Source organism: Bradyrhizobium symbiodeficiens, from assembly GCF_002266465.3.
Lineage (GTDB): Bacteria > Pseudomonadota > Alphaproteobacteria > Rhizobiales > Xanthobacteraceae > Bradyrhizobium > Bradyrhizobium symbiodeficiens.
This window is the reverse complement of record NZ_CP029427.2, coordinates 2,471,620-2,491,478: the sequence shown is the minus strand read 5'-3', so window position 1 is coordinate 2,491,478 and position 19,859 is coordinate 2,471,620. Positions and strand designations below refer to the sequence as shown.

The following is a 19,859-nucleotide window of genomic DNA, read 5'->3' as shown; positions in this document are numbered from 1 at the left end:
CCACCGGTTCTGCTGCACGATGGATTCCGGGCTCGCGCCAAGAGGCGCGCCCCGGAATGACGGATAATGTTTGGCAGATCGTAGCGACGACGACCACCCGATTTCCGGCTGGACCTAGCCCCGCACCGGCAGCGTCGTCACGTCATACCCGTGCCTGATCGTCCGCTTCAGCACGGGATCTTCCAGCTCGAAGTCGAATCGCTCCGCCGGGCGGATGCCGCCCTTCGCCGCGAACGTGCCGCCGAACATGGCGCAGCCGTCGGGGAATTTGCCGCCTTCGAAGCCGCGCGCGATGAGATCGGCGACCGGCAGCATCGCGTCCAGCGTGCCCTCCTGGTAGAGCACGCGCTCGCCCTTGATGGTGGCATAGGAGCGCAGGATCATCTTGTCCCAATGGCCGATGACGTCCTCCAGCTCCCACAGCGTGGAGGCGATCGGCTTGTCGCACATCTGCTTGGACACCGTGACGTTGTAGGCCTCAACCTTGCGATCGGTATGGTCGGAGCCGCAGCCGACGAAGATGCGGCCCTGCCAGCCGATCAGCACGAACTCGACCTCGCCGGAGGAATCGCCGCCGGTGCATTCGATGCTGTCTTCCTGGGTCAGCCGCCGCGCCGCGCCGCGATAGTAGATCGGCGTCGAGGCCGGCGGGACGATGCCCATCTCCTGCAGCTCTTTGATGTGTTTGTCGCGGGCGACCGGATCGCGGCCGGTCCAGCCGGCGATGACCATCTGGTCGATCGCAAGCGTCAGCGGCGTGGTGGTGTCCTGGGCGTCGACGGTGAAAGTGAGGTCAAACACGAATGACGGCCTCCATGCCGGCAGCAAGTTCGAAGATGCGGCGGTCGGTGCCGCCCGCACCGGCCAACATCAGGCCGACGGGAATTTCGCCCTCGCGATGCGCGGGCAGCGAGATGGCGCAGCCATCGATCATGTTGATCAGGGTGCAATTGCGCAATGCGCGCAGATTCTCCCTGGTGAACGCCTTGTCGTCGGCGAGATCGGCGATCTTCGGCGGCGTGTTGGCGGTGGTCGGCAGCACCAGAGCATCATAGGGCGCGATGCGCGCGTTGACGCGGGCGATCAGCGAGCGGCGCTCGTTGAGGAGATCGATGTAGTCGGCCGCACTCTGCGTCTCGCCGCGCATGATCCGCACGGAGACGCGGGGATCGTAGACGTCGCCCTTCGCCGTGATGAGATAGCGATGCCAGGCGTAGCTCTCGGAGGCCGCAAAGCCGCCCTTCGCGTTCATCGGCCCGATGTCGTGGAATTCCGTCATCTCGATGCGCTCGATGATCGCGCCGTGGTCGGAAAGCGTCTTCAGGGCGCGTTCGAACGTCTCGGCCACCTCTGCGTCGAGATCGTCGAGCGCGATCGTGGTCGGCACCGCCAGCCGCATGCCCTGGATCGGACGCGGCTTCAGCGGGGCAATCGGCTCGTTGGCGAGCACGGCGTCGAGTATGGCACAGCAACTGACCGATCGTGCCAGCGGCCCGATGCTGTCGAGCGAGAACGACAGCGGCACCGCGCCATCGAGCGGCACGCGCCGCTGCGTCGGCTTGTAGCCGACGATGCCGTTATAGGCCGCCGGAATCCGGCAGGAGCCGCCGGTGTCGGTGCCGAGCGCCCCATGCGCCATGCCGTCCAGCACAGACACCGCCGCGCCCGAGGACGAGCCGCCGGGCACATGTCCCACGGTCCGGTTCCAGGCTCCCTTCGGAGTGCCGTAATGCGGATTGATGCCGATGCCGGAATAGGCGAACTCGGTCATGTTGGTGCGCCCGATCACGACAAAGCCGGCCCTGCGCAGCCGCGCCACCGTCGCCGCATCCTGCTCGGCCGGCGAGGAATCGTCGAGGGCTCGGGAGCCGGCGCGCGTCACCTGGCCCCTGATGTCGAACAGGTCCTTGATCGAGACCGGGATGCCGGCATAGCGCGACGGCGCCGCCTTGGCCTTGCGCAAGCCGTCCATCGCGTCCGCCGCGGCGAGCGCGGCGTCCTTGTCGACATGGAGGAAGGTGCGCTGGCCCTCCCCGGCGGGATCGGCGATCTTGGCGATGCAGGCTTCGACCAGCTTGCTGGCGGTGGTGCGGCCGCTTTCGAGGTCTTCGGCGAGCTTCGCCAGTGTCGGGAATTCGGGCATGTCTGTCTCACGGAATATTGTCGCGCGCAATCTATAGCGCTGCCTCAGTTCGACACAAGCATTGTGCGCATGATGGCATGCATGCGTATTGCTGGACCGTTGACGCACCATGGTCGATTGTCCCATCAAGATCGAAACGGGCGGGCGTGAGCCTGAACCTTTGGGAGGAGCTGCCGACATGGCCGAACCGCAGCGCGCGCGACCGAAACCGACGCCGGAGACCCAGCATTTCTGGGACGGCACCAAAGCCGGCGAATTGCGCCTGCAGCGCTGCGACGCCTGCGCGCATGTCTATTTCCCGCCGCGCCCGTTCTGCCCGTCCTGCGCCTCGCGCAAGGTCTCCGTCTTCAAGGCGAGCGGCAAGGGCTTCCTCTACAGCTACGTGATCAACCACCGTCCGGCCGCGCCCGGCTTCACGCCGCCTTATGCAATCGCGGTGGTGGAGCTTGCCGAGGGCCCGCGGATGATGAGCAACATCATCGACTGCCCGCAGACTCCCGAGGCGCTCGAGCTCGACATGAAGCTCGAGGTCGCCTTCGAGACGCTCGACGACAAGATCACCCTCCCCGTGTTCCGTCCGGCGAAGGGATAGGCCATGCGCAGCAATCAGGTTGCCGTCGTCGGCGCGGCCGAGACCACCGAGCTCGGTGTCATCCCCAATGCCTCGCAGCTCCAGCTTCACGCGGATGCGGCGCTCAACGCCATTGCTGATGCCGGGCTCAAGCTGTCCGATATCGACGGCTTCGCCACCGCGGTCGAAACGCCGCAGCAGGTCTGCCACTACCTCGGCATCAGGCCTACCTGGGTGGACGGCACCTCGGTCGGCGGCTGCTCCTTCATGCTGCATGTTCGCCACGCCGCGGCGGCGATCGAGGCCGGCCTGTGCAAGACCGTGCTGATCACCCATGCCGAGAGCGGCAAGTCGATGATCGGCAAGCAGCCGCGCTCGACACCGGCGGACAGCCTCAACGGCCAGTTCGAGGCGCCGTTCGGTGTCTACGGTCCGCCCAGCATGTTCCCGATCCCCGTGCTGCGCTTCATGAAGACCTACGGCATCACGCATGAGCAACTCGCTTCGGTGGCCGTGGTGCAGCGCGAATGGGCGGCGAAGAATCCGCGGGCGATGATGAAGGACCCGATCACGGTCGCCGACGTGCTCAATTCGCGCATGATCGCCTATCCGTTCCGACTGCTGCAATGCTGCCTCGTCACCGACGGCGGCGGCGCGCTGATCCTGACCTCGGCCGACCGCGCCAAGGACTTTCCGCGCAAACCCGTCTACATCATGGGCACCGGCGAGAGCGTGGAAACGCCGATGGTCAGCCAGATGGAGACCTTCAACTCCTCGCGCGCGTTCAAGACCGCGGGACCGCTCGCTTTCAAGGAAGCCGGCATCGCTCACAAGGACGTCGATCATCTCATGATCTACGACGCGTTTGCGCATCTGCCGCTGTTCGGCCTCGGCGACCTCGGCTTCATGCCGCATGAGGAGACCGGAAAGTTCATCACGGACGGCAACACGCGGCCCGGCGGCAAGCTTCCGCTCAACACCAATGGCGGCGGACTGAGCTACATGCATTCGGGCATGTACGGCATGTACGCGCTGCAGGAGAGCGTGCGGCAGATGCGCGGCATCGCGCCCGCGCAGGTGCCGAACGCGACAATTTCGGTGTGCCACGGCGTCGGCGGCATGTTCGCCGCGAGTGGCACGATCGTGTTTACGAACGAGAGGTAGTGGCTGTCATTCCGGGGCGGCGCGAAGCGACGAGCTATGATGCGCAATTTCGCATCTGAGAATCCATAACCACGATCGGGAGTATGGATTCCGGGCCTGCGCCTTTCGGCGCATCCCGGAATGACGGCGGAATTTGGAACGGCTAGCGGAGAATCCCACATGAGCAAATCACTGCAAGACAAGGTCATCATCGTCACCGGCGCAGGCCGCGGCATCGGGCGCGAGATCGCGCTGCTCTGTGCGGCGGAGGGCGCCAAGGTCGTCGTCAACGATCCCGGCGGAGCCTCGGACGGCGCCGGCTCGAACGCGGCGCCCGCCGAGGAGGTCGTCGAGGAGATCAAGAAGCGTGGCGGCACTGCGGTCGCCAATTTCGAGTCGGTCGCCGAAGCGATCCCCGCGAGCAAGATCGTGAAGACCGCGACCGATCATTTCGGCCGGCTCGACGGTGTCGTCAACAATGCCGGCATCCTGCGCGACATGATCTTCCACAAGATGAGCGTGGAGGCGTTCGAGGCCGTCATCAAGGTGCATCTGATGGGCTCGTTCTATGTCAGCCACGCCGCCGCGCGCATCTTCCGCGAGCAGGAGTCGGGCTCCTTCGTGCACTTTACCTCGACCTCCGGCCTGATCGGCAATTTCGGCCAGGCCAATTACGCCGCCGCCAAGCTCGGCATCGTCGGGCTCTCCAAGTCGATCGCGCTCGACATGGGCCGCTTCAACGTCCGCTCCAACTGCGTCTCGCCATTCGCCTGGACCCGCATGATCGGCACCATCCCGACCGAGACCGAAGCGGAGAAGGCGCGGGTCGAGAAGATCAAGCAGATGGGGCCTGAGAAGATCGCGCCGCTCTGCGGCTATCTGATCTCCGACTCCGCCAAGGACGTCACCGGCCAGATATTCGGCGTGCGCATGAACGAGATCTTCCTGTTCAGCCAGAACCGTCCGATCCGCTCGGTGCAGCGGAGCGAAGGCTGGACACCGCAGTCGATCGCCGAACACGGCATGCCGGCGCTGAAGGGCTCGTTCTACAAGCTGGATCGCTCGGCTGACATCTTCACCTGGGATCCGGTCTAGCCGCATTTCCGGCATCCCTGCCCTGCGATCTCCGGTTGTCTTGCCCGGAGATCGCCCCGGTTTACGCCTGAATGCGGGCGAATGGTGTCCTCCCAACACAACCTTGGGAGGAAGCCATGACAAGAATACTGACCAACTCCGACGACACGACCGCAGGCGGTGGTCTCGACCGCCGCGCGCTGCTGCAGGGTGCAGCGACACTCGCCGCATCGACCCTGCTCGCCTCCAATGCCGACGCCCGCGACTTCGGCGCAAATGCCGAGCCGCAGCGCTATCCCGACCCCGACATTATCGCCATCGACCCCAAGCGTTTCAAAGCCAAGGTCGGCAACACCGCGATCAAGCGGCTCTACACCGGCTGCCTCTGGGCGGAAGGGCCGGCATGGAATGCGCAGGGACAATATCTCGTCTGGAGCGACATCCCCGCCAACCGGCAGCTGCGCTATCTCGACGACGACGGCCACATCTCCGAGCAGTTCCACAAGCCGTCGAACGAGGCCAATGGCAATTCGTTCGACACCGAGGGACGCCAGCTCAGCGCCGAGCGCACGCGTCTTGTCCGCTACGAGCACGACGGTTCGGTGACGTCGCTGGCCGAAACAGGCCAACGGCAAGCCGCTCAACGGCCCCAACGACATGGTGGTGCATCCCAACGACAAGGCGATCTGGTTCACCGATCCCGGCTACGGCGCGATCAGCATCTACGAGGGCAAGCTCGCCAACACCGGCTCGCTGCAGCCGCACCAGAAGGAAGCGGTCTATCGCCTGGACACCCAGACCGGACAGGTGGCGAAGGTCGCCGACGAGCCGTTCAAGCCGAACGGCATCGCGTTCTCGCACGACTACAAGAAGCTCTATGTCTGCGACACCGGCATCACGCATTACCCGCAGGCCGAGAACGTGGTGTGGTCCTACGACATCGACGGTGCCAAGCTGTCCAATCCGAAGAAGCTGATCGACATGAAGCTCGAGGGCAAGTCGGGCTTCCCTGACGGCTTGCGCGTCGACACCGAGGGCAACATCTGGGTCGGCGCCGGCTGGGTCGGCCCGGGTTATGACGGCGTGCAGGTGTTCGCGCCTAACGATGGCGCGCGGATCGGGCAGATCCTGTTGCCGGAGACCTGCGCCAATGTCTGCTTCGGCGGCAAGAAGCGCAACCGCCTGTTCATGACCGCAAGCCAGTCGCTCTATGCGGTCTATGTGGAAACGCAAGGCGCGCATTTCTGTTGAGTGCGTGCTCTCTCATCCTCGTCATAGCCGGGCTTGTCCCGGCCATCCACGACTTGACGTGCGGCACGAAAAACGTGGATGCCCGGGACAAGCCCGGGCATGACGACTGAGGGTGTGGTCGCGGCGTTGCCCCTAACCCGTATTCCTCAGCCCCGCCGAGATCCCGTTGATCGTCAACTGAATCCCGCGCAGCACCTGCTCGTCCGGGTTCTGCGCGCGGTGCTCCTTCAATAGCTCGACCTGCACGTGGTTGAGCGGATCGAGATAGGGGAAGCGGTGGCGCACCGAGCGCTCCAGCAGCGGATTGCCCTGCAGCAGCCGGTCCTGGCCCATGATGTCGAGCAGCGTCTCGATGCAGGAATGCCATTCGCGGCGGATGCGGCCGAAAATCTTCTCGCGCAAGGCTTCGTCCGGCACCAGCTCGGCATAGCGTGACGCAATCGCGATCGAGCTTTTGGCCAGCACCATGTCCATGTTCGAGAGCAGCATGCGGAAGAACGGCCATTCCTGATAGAGCTCCTTCAGGAACGGCATGCCCTTGTCGGGATGCTCCGCGATCCACTGCTCGACTGCGCTGCCAAAGCCGTACCAGCCCGGCAGCATCAGGCGGCATTGCGCCCAGGAGAACACCCAGGGGATGGCGCGCAGATCCTCGATCGCGCGGGTCTTCTTGCGCGAGGCCGGACGGCTGCCGATGTTCAGCGTCGCGATCTCGTTGATGACGGTCGAGGACCAGAAATAATCGACGAAGCCGTCGGTCTCGTAGACGAGGCCGCGATAGGCTTTGAAGGCGAGGTTCGACAGCTCGTCCATCGTCGTCAGATATTCGCGGCGCGGCGCGCTCTGGCGCGGATGCAGCAGGCTCGCCTCCAGCGTCGCGGCCGCGAGGATCTCCAGATTGTTGCGGCCGACTTCGGCGTTGGAATATTTCGAGGAGATGATCTCGCCCTGCTCGGTGATGCGGATCTGGCCGTTCACGGCGCCGCCGGGCTGGGCGATGATCGCGTCATAGCTCGGACCACCGCCGCGGCCGACCGAGCCGCCGCGGCCGTGGAACAGGCGCAGGCGCACGTGATGGCGCTCGAACACCTCGACGAGGCCGATCTCGGCCTTGTAGAGCTCCCAGCCCGAGGTGACGAAGCCGCCATCCTTGTTGCTGTCGGAATAGCCGAGCATGACCTCCTGCACGCCGCCACAACTGTCGACGAGGCGACGGTAATCGTGCAGCGACAGCATGCGGTCCATGATGACGCTTGATGCCTGCAAATCCTCGATGGTCTCGAACAGCGGCACGATGTTGATGGCGCTGCGCCCGGAAGGATGGACGAGGCCGACCTCCTTCAACAGCACGGCCACTTCGAGCATGTCGGACATGCTCTTGCACATCGAGATGATGCATTGGGGGATGGAGTCCGAGCCGAACTTCGCGTGCGCTTCCGCGGCGCCATGGAAGACGTTGAGCTCGCCCATGGTCTCGTCGCTGTACTTGACGAATGGGGACACCAGCGCGCGGGGGCTGCGCAACTCGTTGGTCAGCAGCGAGATACGCGCGTCTTCGCCGAGCGCGAGATAGGACATGCCGGGATTGGCGGCATCCATCAGCTCGGCGATGGTGCGCTCGTGTACCGCCGAGTTCTGGCGGATGTCGAGCCGTGCGAGATGGAAGCCGAAGCAATCGACCGCGCGCCGCAGCAGCCGCAGCCGGCCGCGCGCGATGACGCGGGCGTTGTTGGCGATCAGGGAACGATGCAGCACGTCGAGATCGGCCTGCAGCTCCTTGACGCTCCCATACGGCGCGCCCTTTCCGACCGGCCGGCGGGTGATCTCGACCTGGAGCTTTTCGGCGGTGGCTGTCAGGCGGGCATAGATGCCGGAGACCGCGAGACGATAGGGCTCGCCGATCCGGTGCGGCGAGGTGTCGGGCGAACGCTCCGCAAGCTTGCGCAGCTCCTCGGAAACGTCGGCGAGATGCGCTGCGATCGACAATTCCGAACCGAGCACATGCAGCTCTTCCAGATAGAACTGCATGACCCGGCTCGACTGCAGCCGCAGCGTGCCGCGCATCACGTCGGCGGTGACGAAGGGGTTGCCGTCGCGGTCGCCGCCGATCCAGCTGCCCATGCGCAGAAACGAGGCGAGTTCGGAGGCTGTCTGCTCGCCGCCCTCCTCCAGCCGGTCCTCCAGCGCGTTGACGAGGCGCGGCACCTCGCGCAGGAAGGTGTAATCGTAGAACGACAGGCCGTTGGCGACCTCGTCGAGCACGGTGAGCTTGGTCCGGCGCAAGAGATTGGTCTGCCACAGCGTCAGTACCTCGCGGCGAAGCTGCTCGTCGCTGGCATCAGCCTCCTCCGCGGTCAGCGCCACGCGCTCGCGGCGGTCGAGCAGGCCGGCGACCTCCATCTCGCGGTCCATGGTGCTCTTGCGGCGGACTTCGGTCGGGTGCGCAGTCAGGACCGGGCTGACCAGCGCGGACTTGAAGAAGCTGCGGAGCTGATCGGGACCGATGCCCGCGGCCTTGGCATGGGCCAGCGTCTCGGCCAGCACGCCGGTGCTCTTGCCGGCGCTGCGAGCCCGCATCTGGCGGATGTTGTTCTGGTCCTCGGCGATGTTGGCAAGGTGGGAGAAATAGCTGAAGGCGCGGACGATCCGCACCGTCTCGGAGGTCGACATGCTGTCGAGGATCTGCTCGAGCTCACGGCGGGCGAGCCGGTCCTCGTCGCGGTGGAACCTGATCGAGGTCTGGCGGATGCGCTCGACCAGGTCGAACACATCGGCACCCTCCTGGTCGCGTACGGTGTCGCCGAGGATGCGTCCGAGCAGGCGAATGTCGTCCCGCAGCCGGGCGTCGGCCTCCAACGCCTGGACGTCCTCGGGACGGTTGGTGCGCGGTTCGGTGCTGTCGGCTGATACGGTCTGGAGGGACATGGCTCGCTCCTTGGTTCGAGCTCGCTTGGATGCCCGGCACGGCGAGTGTGCGATATTTTTCTGCCGCAGTGCAAGATGAACTTGGTGGCGGCGCACAGTGCCGGCGTGCTCGTGTCCCGGACGCGCTGCAATGCCCCTCAGCATTGCGGCGCAGAGCCGGGGCACGGGGCCGGCATCCGTTCAGCCGTAAACATACCTTCGCGATCTCGCGGCGCATTCCGCCCGAGATTTGCTGTCCGTTTCGCCCTCGTCGAGAACAAGGGCGCAGGGAAGGCCGGGCGCCGGCTGGCACCCAGGGTCCGCACGCGAAAGACGCACGCGGGGTTGACCACAGGTGTTGCCGGTCCCCCGGCCTTCCCTGCGCGATGGTGTTACGGCTTATGGCGCGCTCTCCCCGGGGAGCGGTGCACTATTGCCCCCGTCGCCTTGCGGATCACTGATGCGCGCGCCCGGTCGGGCAACTCACACCACCGCAAGCCTTGACGCCAGCCTTCGGGCGTCAGGACCACACGCTTTTGCCGTCCGCGGACGTCCCGCCCCGGACAGTCGGAGGCTCGCGCGTGCTCGCCCCCAACGCCGAAACGAAACGCTGTAACCGCGCCGTGTCGTGCCGCGGATCGCGATGGCTCACAGGGGTCGCCCGCCCTGCCATCACCTCACGCGCCGGCGCTGCCGCGTCCATCGCATCCCAGCCTACGTATCGTGACGATCGCGAAACGCCCCTTTGGCGGGCCGGGATGCTGTGCGGTTTAACCGAAGAAGCGAATTCGGTCAATCAGAATATTTTCAAGCCTGTCACTTGACCTGCATGCGGTGTGTTTCGCCCATCAAGTGGCGCCCGTCCCTGAAAAATCCGGCCTCAATAGAAGGCCCAGCTCGCCGTCACATACGGGCCGTGGTTCGTGAAATTGCTCAGCTGGTGTTGCTGCGTCGCGAGGTAAATGCCGACGGGCGGAAGCGTCAGGCTGGTCGGGACTTGGGTCAATGCATATGAATTGACCGCACCGAAATAGACTGCGGCCTTGTAGCCGGTCTCGATCTTGAACAATCCGTAAGCGGTCGGCGCAAAGGTATAGGAGGTGGCCAATTTGCCGTCGATGCTGGGAACCACTCGCGTCGCATTGGGAGAGCTGATGTACTGGCTGGAAAGCCCGAACGCTGGAGACAGCGTGGTGAAGTCCATCCCGCTCTGCGCAGTACCGATCAGGACCGCGCCGGCCATCTCGCCGATGAACTGGAAGTCGCCGATGCCGAACTGACCCTTGATGCCGACGCGGGGCCCGGCGCCGGTGAACAGGGAGTTGACCGTATAGCCGGAGGAGGCCGCGCCACCCGGGCTCGCGAACAGGCCCGACAGATTTTGGCCGATCCGCGCAGCCGATACACCGCCGAACGCCCGCATCTGAAACGAGCACTCGGCGCAGAATGTGTATCCGGCGTCCAGGTTGACGACGTCAAGGGCGGTTTTCACCGAACCACTCCCGTTCTTGTAAAGGGCCGATTCCGGCCCGATCAGATAGGGCGGTCCCACCATTTCCGTCGGCGAAGCAAAGAACGAATCCGTCGCGGTGTTGCGCAGGTGTGTCCAGTTCAGCTGGATGTCCCTGGACTCGTCGCCCATGTAGCGGGCGCCAAAGCTGAAGGATGGCGTGAAGTTCGGCTTGAGCGACTGATTTCGCCAGTGCGGTGTCACCACCGGCAGAGGATTGGTCAGCGTGCCATATTCGAGATTGCCGGCACCCGGTTGCAGGAACGAAGCCGATCCGCTGATTTCGAAGCGCGGCGCATTCGCCCGTCGCGGACCGACATAGCCGAGATCGGCGGCCATGCTGTTTGGGCCTGCCGATGGCGGCAACACGACGAGCGCCGGACCGGAGCTCGAATCCGCCGGCCGAGATTGCAGCTTCGCCGTCTTGGGCGTTTCCTTGAGTGTTTCCTTGGGCGTTTCGAGACGGCTAAGCCGCGCGCGCAAGGCGGCATTTTCTCTTTCCAGCGCATCGAGACGCTCGGAAATTTTGTCGGCGAACGCAGAACCCGGCACTGCCGCGACGCTCACTCCAACACATGCAAGCAACGCGAATTTTCTGACACTGTTCATGGCCCGCGCTCCCTGAGAGACATCAAGGCGTCGACCCGCAATTCGTCGTAACGTCAGCCCTCGACCAGAGGCTCCGACGAAGCGACCGAATCGATCAAGATCCCTGCCTGGTGCAACGCTAGGCGCATTCAGCAGGACAAGGTGATCCATATTGAATATCTGCGTAGAATGTCGGGAGGTGTGCTTTTGCGGTATGCATCGCGCGCGTGTGATGCAGACTCACGAGGGCCGCCTCCATCATTTTACGGGCATCAGCGCGCGGCGGACGGCTTCGACTCGCATTCGTGCAGGTTCTGGTTGCTTCGCCTCGAAGGCGCAGTGATCGGATATTGCACGACCGAGGCAAAGCGCCTGAGCCAACGAGCTGCAGATTTCAGAAGGTCCGGCCTGTCTGCTTGCTGCTTCTGTCACTCTTTCGATAAGTCGCCTGCATTCGGTTGAGTACTGTACCAAATGAGTGACAAGATTTCGGGCGGCGAAGCGTAGGCTGCTCGCGGTAATTGATTCGTTGGCGGAAAACTCGTCCCAGAGGATGCATCATGAAGACATTGCTGCTCGGTACCGTCGGCGCGCTCGCAATGGTCACGTCGGCTTCTGCCGCAGACGTGGCTACCCGTCCCTACACCAAGGCGCCCACGATTATGAGCGCCATGTACGACTGGAGCGGCTTCTACATTGGCGCCAACGGCGGGTGGGGATCGAGCCACAAGTGCTGGGATTTCAGCAATGCGGCCGGTGCCTTCAACGTTTCCGAGGGATGCCACGATGCTACCGGCGGCACCGCCGGCGGCCAGGTCGGGTATCGCTTTCAGAGCTCCAGCATCGTGTTCGGCATCGAAGCCCAGGGCAATTGGGCCAACTTCCGCGGCAGCAATCAGAGCATCCCGTTCCCGGCCGTCGTCAACGCCACGCAGGTCGACGCTTTCGGAATGTTCACCGGCCACATCGGCTATGCCTGGAACAACACGCTGCTTTATCTGAAGGGTGGCGCCGCTCTGACCTCCGATCGCTATCGCGGCTATCTGACTGCCAACGGCGCCCAGATCAGCGACACCGTCAACGACACCCGTTGGGGTGGCGTGATCGGACTAGGCCTGGAATACGGCTTCGCGCCCAATTGGTCCGCCGCGATCGAATACGACCACATGTTCATGCAGGACAGGTTCATCACCTTCACCAACAACGGCACGCTCGCACCGGCAGGGACAGCCTACGCCAGCGACCGCATTCATCAGGACGTCGACCTCGTCACCGTCCGCGTCAATTATCGTTGGGGCGGCGCGGTCATCGCCAAATACTAATTGGACGGGGCGGTCGTTGTTTCCATCGACGATCGCCGCCCCCGAGGCAATGCCGGGCGTCGGGGATTCTCAAGGTCGAGCTTCGGCAGGTTCACGCGCGGGCTGGCGGTCACATAGTCGCGGCCAGTTTCCGGCGCCGAGTTGAACAGGCCAGAGACCGCCTTGCGCATGTGCGGCGCATTGCCGACCGGGCGGACGCCGAACTCACCGCGAGCATGTCGTTCGACAGGGTGGCAATGTCGCGCTCGGTGACTTGGCCTGGCACCTTGGTGCCGGGCCGTGGCGTACCGCGTTGGGCCCAGGGCGCCGTTGCAGACAAACATCCATCCCTTCTTCACAAGATGTTGAGTTGTTGTCGCATAGTGTCCGCGACGGCAGCGGCTGCGGTGATCGACCGATCCTTGCAAGCCTGCGCTCCAGCAAAGGTACAAAAAATGTCGAATAGAACAGGACGGTTGATGGCCGGTGTGACGTTGATCGCGTTGTCGACGCTGATGCCGATTTCGCTTGGGGCCGGCTTTGCCGAGGCCGCCGTTTACTGCACGTCGGCGGGCGTGCCGGCCGGTTGTGTGGCGCGGCCCGCGGCAGCGGCAGGCGCACCGGGTAGGGTCGGCGTCGCAGGCGTTGGTGCTGGCGCACCAGGTGCCGGCGTCCGCGCAGGCACGCCCATGAACCGCGGTGGTCCGGTCAACCGCGCAGGTCGCCGCTAGCGCGGGATGTCGTTAACCTCTCCCGCCTGCGGGGGAGGTCTCGGCGCTCTCGAATATATCGCGAGCAGTAGCCAGTCGAACGGTTTGATGGATTTTGCTGACGCTCTACCCATCCGACGCCCTAAGCCGGCACGATCACCTTGCCGATCGGCCAGAGCGCGATGCCCGCGAGCTTCAGATGGGCCCAAGCGAAGGGAATGCCGATGATGGTGATCGCGAGCGCCAGCGCGGTCAATAAGTGGCCGAGCGCCAGCCACCAGCCGGCCAGCACGAACCAGATGATGTTGCCGATCACCCCGAGCGGGCCGGTGCCGGTATCCTCGATACCAGTGACGTCGTAGCGGTTGACCGCACGCGAGCCGAACGGCAGCAGCGTGTAGACGGCGATGTTGAACGCCGCCCGCGCCCACGGCAGGCCGACGATGGTGATGGCCATGATGACCGCGGCAATCACCCAGCCGAACGCCATCCAGGCGCCGCCGAAGAGGATCCAGAGGATGTTGAGGAGCATGGAAACGGGAGACATGGGATGATCCGGAGGTGGATGATGTCGTCTATATAGGTTCGGAATCTGTCCCTGCTAAGACGGTCCGATAGCCGCAGCCGGCTACCGCCCCTCGAATTTCGGCTCGCGCTTCTCCATGAACGCCTTCATGCCCTCGGCCATGTCCTGCGTCTTGAACAGCGGCAGGAGCTGGAGATAGACGTGATGAACGTGGTCGTGGAAGTTCTCGTTGAGGCCCATCCGCATCATGCGCTTGGAGGCCTGCACCGCGAGCGGCGCGTTGGCGGCGATTTCGCGGGCGATCGCAGTCGTGCGGCTCATCAGCTCGGCATCCGGCACGACCTCGTTGGCGAGGCCCCATTCCAGGCACTCGCGCGCGCTCAGCGTGCGGCCGGTGAAGATCAGCTCGGAGGCCTTGGCCCAGCCGAGCATGCGCGGCAGCAGCCAGGTGCCGCCGGATTCCGGCACCACGCCGCGCTTGACGAAGGCGGCGGCGAGCTTTGAGGACTCCGCCATGATGCGGATGTCGCAGCCGAGCGCGGTGTCCATGCCGTAGCCCGCCGCGCCGCCGTTGACGGCGCAGATGGTCGGCTTGTCCATCGCCTGCAACACCGTCGGCGGCGTATTGCGGAGATTGATCGTGGTCGGCGAGGACGCCGCGCTGAGGCCGTTGCCGTCGCGCTCCTTGCGCAGGTCGAGGCCGGCGCAGAACGCCCTGCCCTTGCCGGTGAGGATCACGACGCGGACGTCCTTGTCCTCATTGGCTTCGGTCAAGAGCCGCGCCAGATCGTTGAGCATCGGGCCGGAGATCGTGTTCATGCGCTCCGGCGCGTTCAGCGTGATGGTCGCGACGTGGTCGGCGATTGTGTAGAGGACTTCGTTGGCGGCGTCGGTCATGAAAGCCCCTTGCTCTTGTAGCCCGGATGAGCGAAGCGACATCCGGGGCGGTGTTCGCGTTGTCCCGGGTATCGCTGCGCTCACCCGGGCTACGTAGCGTCAAATCTTCCGCCCCGCCTGCTCCCAATAGGGATCGCGCAGGCGGCGCTTGAAGATCTTGCCGGAATCTTCACGCGGCAGGCCGCTGCGGATCTCGATGTGTTTTGGAACTTTGTAATCGGCGAGCGAGCTCTTCAGCCTTGCGCGGATGCCGGCGGCATCGAGCGTGATTCCGGCTTGCGGCTCCACCACGGCCATCAGCGCCTCGCCGAACTCGGCATCGGGGATGCCGAACACCGCGCAATCGTGCACGCCCGGCACGGCATGCAGGACGGACTCTATTTCGGCCGGGTAGATGTTGACGCCGCCCGAGATCACCATGTCGCGCTTGCGGTCGCAGATGAAGACGTAGCCGTCCTCGTCGATGTAGCCGACGTCGCCCGAGGTGATGAAACCGTCGCGGTCGATCTCGGCGCGTTTCTCCGGCTTGTTGTGGTAGGTGAAATCGGCCATTGCAGGCATGCGGGAATAGATCTCGCCGATCTCGCCGGCCGGCAGCACGCGGCCGTCCTCGCCGAGGAAGCGCAGCTCCGCACCGGGCGAAATCTTGCCGACGGTGCCGGGCTTCTTCAGCGCGTCCTCCGAGGTGGCGAAGGTGACCGCGCTGGATTCGGTCGAGCCGTAGAATTCGTAGATCACCGGCCCCACCATTCGATCATGGCGCGCTTGACGTCGGCCGGGCACGGCGCGGCGGCGTGGATGACGTGGCGCAGCGAGGAGACGTCGTACGTCTTGCGCACCGCCTCCGGCAGCTTCATCAGGCGGATGAACATGGTCGGCACCATGAAGATGGTGTCGATCTTGTATCGCTCTATCAGCTCCAGGAACTCCTCGGCTTCGAAGCGCGGCATCAGCACCAGCGCGCCACCGAGCTTGCCGGCGCGAATACCGAACGAGTTCGGTGCGGAATGATACAGCGGTCCCGGCAGGATCGCGCGGGCGCCGGGCTTGAGGCCATAGATCATCGCACGCATGCGCTCGCCGGCCGCCTGCTGCTCCGGCGTCGGCGCGTTGCGGCGGACGCCCTTGGGATGGCCCGTGGTGCCCGAGGTGTAGATCATGTTCATCGGCTGCGGCACGACCGGCCCGTCATAGGGCTGGAATTGCTCGAGCCAGGATTCGAAATCGATGGCGAAGTCCGGCGTCGTCAGATGATCGGGATCGATCCTGTAATTGGACAGGATCTCCGGCGGCGTCGGCACGCTGAGCACGGTGACGCCTGCCGGAATCGCGTCGCGCAGGGCGTGCAGCATGTCGGCATGTCCGATCAGCACGGACGTGCCGGTGTCGTTCAGGATGTAGTTGATCTCTTCCGGCTTGAAGTGCCAGTTGATCGGCACGCCATAGGCCCCGAGCCGCATCGCGGCATAGGCGGCCTCGAGGAAGGCGATGTCGTTGCGCATTAGCATGCAAACGCAATCGCCCTGGCGGACGCCGATCCTGGCGAGGCCGGACGCAATGCGGTCGGCGCGGGTTGCGACCTCGGTGTGGGAGCGGCGGCGATCGCCGGAGACGATGCCGAGGAAGCTGGACGTTTCGCTCATTGTTATTTTTCTTTGTTGTTTGGCGACGGTCTTAGCTAGTCGTCATCACCGGGCTTGTCCCGGTGATCCACGTTCTTGCTTCGTCGCCTCGACCAAGAACGTGGATCACCGGGACAAGCCCGGCCATGACGGAGAGACAATCAATCCGCATAGTTCGCTGCGCGCTTCTCCAGATTGGAGCGCACCGCCTCGGTCTGGTTCGCGCTGCCGATCAGCTTCTGCTGCTCGACGGACTCAGCCAGCAGCGCCGGACCCGGATCGACCGAGAGATTGTTCAGCAGCCGCTTGGCGGCACGGATCGCATCGGGGCTCTTGCCGGCGATCTCGCGCGCGACCTCCAGCGCGGTCGCGCGCGGATCGTCGCAGATGCGCGTGGCGAGGCCATAGGACATCGCCTCCTGCGCGGAGAAGATGCGACCGGTGTAAGTGAGATCGCGCAGGATGTCGTCGCGCACCAGCGAAGCCAGGATCGGCGTGCCCGCCATGTCGGGCACGAGGCCCCATTTGATCTCCATGATCGACATCCGCGCATCGGGCGTGAGGAAGCGCATGTCAGCACCGAGTGCGAGCTGGAAGCCACCGCCGAACGCAACGCCCTGGATCGCGGCGATCACCGGAACCGGAAGCTGGCGCCAGCCCCACACCGCCTGTTGCGGGAAGTTCGCCTGTCCGTGCGTCCGCTTGGTGAGATCGCGATTTTCGCCACCCGGAATTCCGTTGCCGCCCTTCTCCTTCATGGCGGCAAAACGTCCCATGTCGAGCCCGGCACAGAAGGCACGGCCATCGCCGGAGAGCACGGCCGCGCGCACGCTCTTGTCCTTCGAAAGCCGGTCGGTCGCGGCGACAAGGGCCTCGAACATCGCCTGATCCAGCGCGTTCATCTTGTCGGCGCGCACCAGGCGCACCTCGGCCACGCCTTCCGAGATCGAGATCGAGACGCGATCTTCCATGGACGAATTCTCCCCTGTTCGTGACCGGTTGCGACTTTACAGGACGCCGCCAGCCGGTTTTAGTCAATCGACCAATTAACTGACAATCCGTACGGGAGAAACAGCCATGTTCAAGGAAAATCTTCTGGCCGGGCGGCGCATTCTCGTAACCGGCGGCGGCACGGGTCTCGGCAAGTCGATGGCGGCGCGCTTCCTCCAGCTCGGCGCCGAAGTGCATATCTGCGGCCGGCGCAAGATCGTGTGCGACGAGACCGCGACCGAGCTGATGGCCGAGTACGGCGGCCGCGTCACCAGCCACGGCGTCGACATCCGCAACGCGCTCGCGGTCGAAGAGATGGTCGAGACCATCTTCCGCGACGGCGGCCTCACCGACCTCATCAACAACGCCGCCGGCAATTTCATCTCGCGCACCGAGGAGCTGTCGCCACGCGGCTTCGATGCAGTCGCCAACATCGTCATGCACGGCACGTTCTACGTGACGCAGGCCGTCGGCAAGCGCTGGATCGCGGACAAGCAACCGGGCAACGTCGTCTCCATCACCGTGACCTGGGTGCGCAACGGCTCGCCTTACGTGGTGCCGTCGGCGATGAGCAAGTCGGCGATCCACGCCATGACGATGTCGCTCGCCACCGAATGGGGCCGCTACGGCATCCGCCTCAACACCATCGCGCCCGGCGAAATCCCGACCGAGGGCATGAGCAAGCGCATCAAGCCGGGCGACGAGGCCGGCGCGCGCACCAAGGCGATGAACCCGATGGGCCGCGTCGGCTCCATGGAGGAGTTGCAGAACCTCGCGGTGTTCCTGATCTCCGGCGGCTGCGACTGGATCAACGGCGAGACTATCGCCATGGACGGCGCCCAGGCGCTCGCCATGGGCGGCAATTTCTACCAGCTCCGCGACTGGAGCGACGACGACTGGAAGACCGCGCGCGAGAGCATCATGGCGCAGAACGAGAAGGATCGCGCGAAGCGGGGGTAGCGCGCCCTCCCCCGTATTGTCTTTGGCCCCGGATGACGCCACACTCCCAAGCATAAAAACAAAACGCCCACGGGAGAAACATGTCCACACAGCCATTGGCAACTCTCGCCGACATGGTGCGCGAGCGCGCCGGGAGCCGCGGCGATGCCATCGCCTATGAATTCGAAGGCCGTGCCACCAGCTTTGCCGAATTCGACGTCAAGACGAACAAGGTCGCGAACGCCCTGATTGCGATGGGCGTCAGACACGGCGACCGCATCGCCTATCTCGGCAAGAACAGCGATCTCTATTTCGAGCTGCTGATGGGCGCGATGAAGGCCGGCGTGGTGATGGCCCCGGTGAACTGGCGGCTCGCCGGGCCCGAGGTCGCCTTCATCGTTACGGATTGCAAGGCGCCTGTGCTGTTCGTCGGGCCGGAGTTCGTCACCCAGGTCCGCCAGATCAAGGATCAGCTGCCGGGCGTACGCACCGTCATCACCACCGAAGGCGGCGCGCCGGAATGGCAGGATTATTCAGCCTGGCGCGATGCGCGGAGCAGCGACGATCCCAGGGTGCCGATCGACACAAGCGACATCGCGATCCAGCTCTACACGTCGGGCACCACCGGCAAGCCGAAGGGCGCGATGTTGAGCCACGCGAACTTCCTCAACCTGGTGCAGACAGGCAATGCCGAAGACAAGCCGGAGTGGAACCGGTGGTCGACCGACGACGTGTCGCTGGTGGCGATGCCGATCTTCCATATCGGCGGCTCCGGCTGGGGCGTGATGGGGCTCTACCACGGCGCCCGCGGCGTGATCGCGCGCGAGTTCGACCCGACCAAGGTGCTGGATTTCTTCGAGCAATCGGGCATCACGAAACTGTTCATGGTGCCGGCGGCGATGCAGTTCGTGGTACGGCAGCCGCGCGCCAGGACCGTGGACTTTTCACGATTGAAATACATGCTGTACGGCGCTTCGCCGATACCGGCGGCGCTGCTGAAGGAGTGCATCGAGGTCTTCAAATGCGGCTTCGTGCAGATGTACGGCATGACCGAGACCACCGGCACGATCGTCGCGCTGCCGCCGGAGGATCACGTCGAGGGGCTGGAGCGGATGCGCTCGGCGGGCAAGGCGCTGCCCGGCATCGAGCTGGCAATCCTGGATGTGGACGGCAAGCCGCTGCCGCCGCGCGAGGTCGGCGAGATCGCCACGCGCTCGGGCTCCAACATGGCGGGCTATTGGAACCTGCCGGAGGCGACCGCCGCGACGCTGCGCAGTGACGGCTGGCTGCGCACCGGCGATGCCGGCTACATGGACGAGGACGGCTATCTCTACATCCACGACCGCATCAAGGACATGATCATCTCCGGCGGCGAGAACATCTATCCCGCCGAGGTCGAGAGCGCGCTGTGCGATCATCCCGACGTTGCCGAGGCCGCCGTGATCGGCGTGCCCGATGACAAATGGGGCGAGGCCGTGAAGGCGGTCGTGGTGATGAAGCCGGGCAAGGAAGCGACTGCTACCGACATCATCAGCTTCGCCCGGACGCGCATCGCCGGGTTCAAGACGCCGAAGAGCGTGGAGTTTCTGCCGGCGCTGCCGAGAAATCCGTCGGGCAAGATTTTGCGGCGGCAGCTACGCGAGCCGTATTGGGCGGGGAAAGACCGACGGGTGAATTGATCGCGTAGGGT

Annotated in this window: 13 protein-coding genes and 2 pseudogenes; 7 read left to right on the top strand and 8 right to left on the bottom strand. The window is 64.6% G+C overall.

All coding sequences use genetic code 11. The features are described 5' to 3' along the window. Positions 1-114: 114 nt before the first annotated feature. Positions 115-801 (bottom strand): DUF2848 domain-containing protein, encoded by a 687-nt coding sequence (locus CIT39_RS11375; protein ID WP_094975265.1) that lies wholly within the window; start codon positions 799-801, stop codon positions 115-117. Beyond that, positions 794-2,143: an amidase gene (locus CIT39_RS11370; RefSeq protein WP_094975266.1), complete on the bottom strand. Its 1,350-nt coding sequence runs from the start codon at positions 2,141-2,143 to the stop codon at positions 794-796. Before CIT39_RS11370 ends, CIT39_RS11375 begins: the two co-directional genes overlap by 8 nt. A gap of 178 nt (positions 2,144-2,321) precedes the next feature. Here CIT39_RS11370 and CIT39_RS11365 point away from each other — a divergent pair, with 178 nt between their 5' ends. The 4 genes and pseudogenes from CIT39_RS11365 (at position 2,322) to CIT39_RS11350 (ending at position 6,182) form a co-directional block, all read left to right on the top strand. After that, on the top strand, positions 2,322-2,735 hold the full coding sequence (locus CIT39_RS11365; protein ID WP_094975267.1) for a Zn-ribbon domain-containing OB-fold protein: 414 nt from the start codon (positions 2,322-2,324) through the stop codon (positions 2,733-2,735). Between the two features lie 3 nt (positions 2,736-2,738). Further along, positions 2,739-3,878: a thiolase C-terminal domain-containing protein gene (locus tag CIT39_RS11360; RefSeq protein ID WP_094975268.1), complete on the top strand. Its 1,140-nt coding sequence runs from the start codon at positions 2,739-2,741 to the stop codon at positions 3,876-3,878. Between the two features lie 159 nt (positions 3,879-4,037). Then, on the top strand, positions 4,038-4,952 hold the full coding sequence (locus CIT39_RS11355) for an SDR family oxidoreductase (RefSeq protein ID WP_038947755.1): 915 nt from the start codon (positions 4,038-4,040) through the stop codon (positions 4,950-4,952). A 116-nt stretch (positions 4,953-5,068) separates the two neighbouring features. Further along, positions 5,069-6,182: pseudogene (locus CIT39_RS11350) on the top strand (SMP-30/gluconolactonase/LRE family protein). Between the two features lie 132 nt (positions 6,183-6,314). Here the strand turns inward: CIT39_RS11350 and ppc are convergent. Together ppc and CIT39_RS11340 are read right to left on the bottom strand one after the other, a co-directional pair. Next, positions 6,315-9,107, bottom strand: a complete 2,793-nt coding sequence (gene ppc / locus CIT39_RS11345; RefSeq protein WP_094975270.1) for a phosphoenolpyruvate carboxylase — start codon at positions 9,105-9,107, stop codon at positions 6,315-6,317. A gap of 859 nt (positions 9,108-9,966) precedes the next feature. Next, positions 9,967-11,355 carry an Lpg1974 family pore-forming outer membrane protein gene (locus CIT39_RS11340; RefSeq protein ID WP_244607561.1) on the bottom strand — a complete coding sequence of 463 codons (1,389 nt, stop codon included), beginning with the start codon at positions 11,353-11,355 and terminating at the stop codon, positions 9,967-9,969. A gap of 389 nt (positions 11,356-11,744) precedes the next feature. Here CIT39_RS11340 and CIT39_RS11335 point away from each other — a divergent pair, with 389 nt between their 5' ends. Further along, positions 11,745-12,506 (top strand): outer membrane protein, encoded by a 762-nt coding sequence (locus CIT39_RS11335; RefSeq protein ID WP_094975272.1) that lies wholly within the window; start codon positions 11,745-11,747, stop codon positions 12,504-12,506. 831 nt (positions 12,507-13,337) lie between these two features. Here CIT39_RS11335 and CIT39_RS11330 read toward each other — a convergent pair. The 4 genes and pseudogenes from CIT39_RS11330 to CIT39_RS11315 all read right to left on the bottom strand — a co-directional run bounded on the left by CIT39_RS11330 (position 13,338) and on the right by CIT39_RS11315 (position 17,211). Further along, the gene (locus tag CIT39_RS11330; RefSeq protein ID WP_094975274.1) at positions 13,338-13,742 is read right to left on the bottom strand and encodes a YccF domain-containing protein; all 405 of its coding nucleotides are present in this window, start codon (positions 13,740-13,742) and stop codon (positions 13,338-13,340) included. 81 nt (positions 13,743-13,823) lie between these two features. Further along, positions 13,824-14,618, bottom strand: a complete 795-nt coding sequence (locus CIT39_RS11325) for an enoyl-CoA hydratase/isomerase family protein (RefSeq protein WP_094975275.1) — start codon at positions 14,616-14,618, stop codon at positions 13,824-13,826. 99 nt (positions 14,619-14,717) lie between these two features. Beyond that, positions 14,718-16,261: pseudogene (locus CIT39_RS11320) on the bottom strand (acyl-CoA synthetase). Between the two features lie 140 nt (positions 16,262-16,401). Continuing rightward, positions 16,402-17,211, bottom strand: a complete 810-nt coding sequence (locus CIT39_RS11315) for a crotonase/enoyl-CoA hydratase family protein (protein ID WP_094975277.1) — start codon at positions 17,209-17,211, stop codon at positions 16,402-16,404. A gap of 106 nt (positions 17,212-17,317) precedes the next feature. On the opposite strand from CIT39_RS11315, the gene CIT39_RS11310 reads away from it, so the two are divergent. Then, complete coding sequence (locus tag CIT39_RS11310; RefSeq protein WP_094975278.1) at positions 17,318-18,190, top strand: SDR family oxidoreductase; 873 nt, start codon at positions 17,318-17,320, stop codon at positions 18,188-18,190. A gap of 80 nt (positions 18,191-18,270) precedes the next feature. Continuing rightward, positions 18,271-19,848 (top strand): fatty acid--CoA ligase, encoded by a 1,578-nt coding sequence (locus tag CIT39_RS11305; protein WP_094975279.1) that lies wholly within the window; start codon positions 18,271-18,273, stop codon positions 19,846-19,848. Positions 19,849-19,859 lie beyond the last annotated feature (11 nt).

Bases quoted from the DNA above. Each gene is read 5' to 3' on its own strand.
- CIT39_RS11370 (WP_094975266.1), bottom strand. From the start codon at position 2,143: ATGCCCGAATTCCCGACACTGGCGAAGCTCGCCGAAGACCTCGAAAGC.
- CIT39_RS11315 (WP_094975277.1), bottom strand. From the start codon at position 17,211: ATGGAAGATCGCGTCTCGATCTCGATCTCGGAAGGCGTGGCCGAGGTG.
- CIT39_RS11305 (WP_094975279.1), top strand. From the start codon at position 18,271: ATGTCCACACAGCCATTGGCAACTCTCGCCGACATGGTGCGCGAGCGC.
- CIT39_RS11360 (WP_094975268.1), top strand. From the start codon at position 2,739: ATGCGCAGCAATCAGGTTGCCGTCGTCGGCGCGGCCGAGACCACCGAG.
- CIT39_RS11325 (WP_094975275.1), bottom strand. From the start codon at position 14,618: ATGACCGACGCCGCCAACGAAGTCCTCTACACAATCGCCGACCACGTC.
- CIT39_RS11340 (WP_244607561.1), bottom strand. From the start codon at position 11,355: ATGGATCACCTTGTCCTGCTGAATGCGCCTAGCGTTGCACCAGGCAGG.
- CIT39_RS11335 (WP_094975272.1), top strand. From the start codon at position 11,745: ATGAAGACATTGCTGCTCGGTACCGTCGGCGCGCTCGCAATGGTCACG.
- ppc (WP_094975270.1), bottom strand. From the start codon at position 9,107: ATGTCCCTCCAGACCGTATCAGCCGACAGCACCGAACCGCGCACCAAC.
- CIT39_RS11355 (WP_038947755.1), top strand. From the start codon at position 4,038: ATGAGCAAATCACTGCAAGACAAGGTCATCATCGTCACCGGCGCAGGC.
- CIT39_RS11330 (WP_094975274.1), bottom strand. From the start codon at position 13,742: ATGTCTCCCGTTTCCATGCTCCTCAACATCCTCTGGATCCTCTTCGGC.
- CIT39_RS11310 (WP_094975278.1), top strand. From the start codon at position 17,318: ATGTTCAAGGAAAATCTTCTGGCCGGGCGGCGCATTCTCGTAACCGGC.
- CIT39_RS11365 (WP_094975267.1), top strand. From the start codon at position 2,322: ATGGCCGAACCGCAGCGCGCGCGACCGAAACCGACGCCGGAGACCCAG.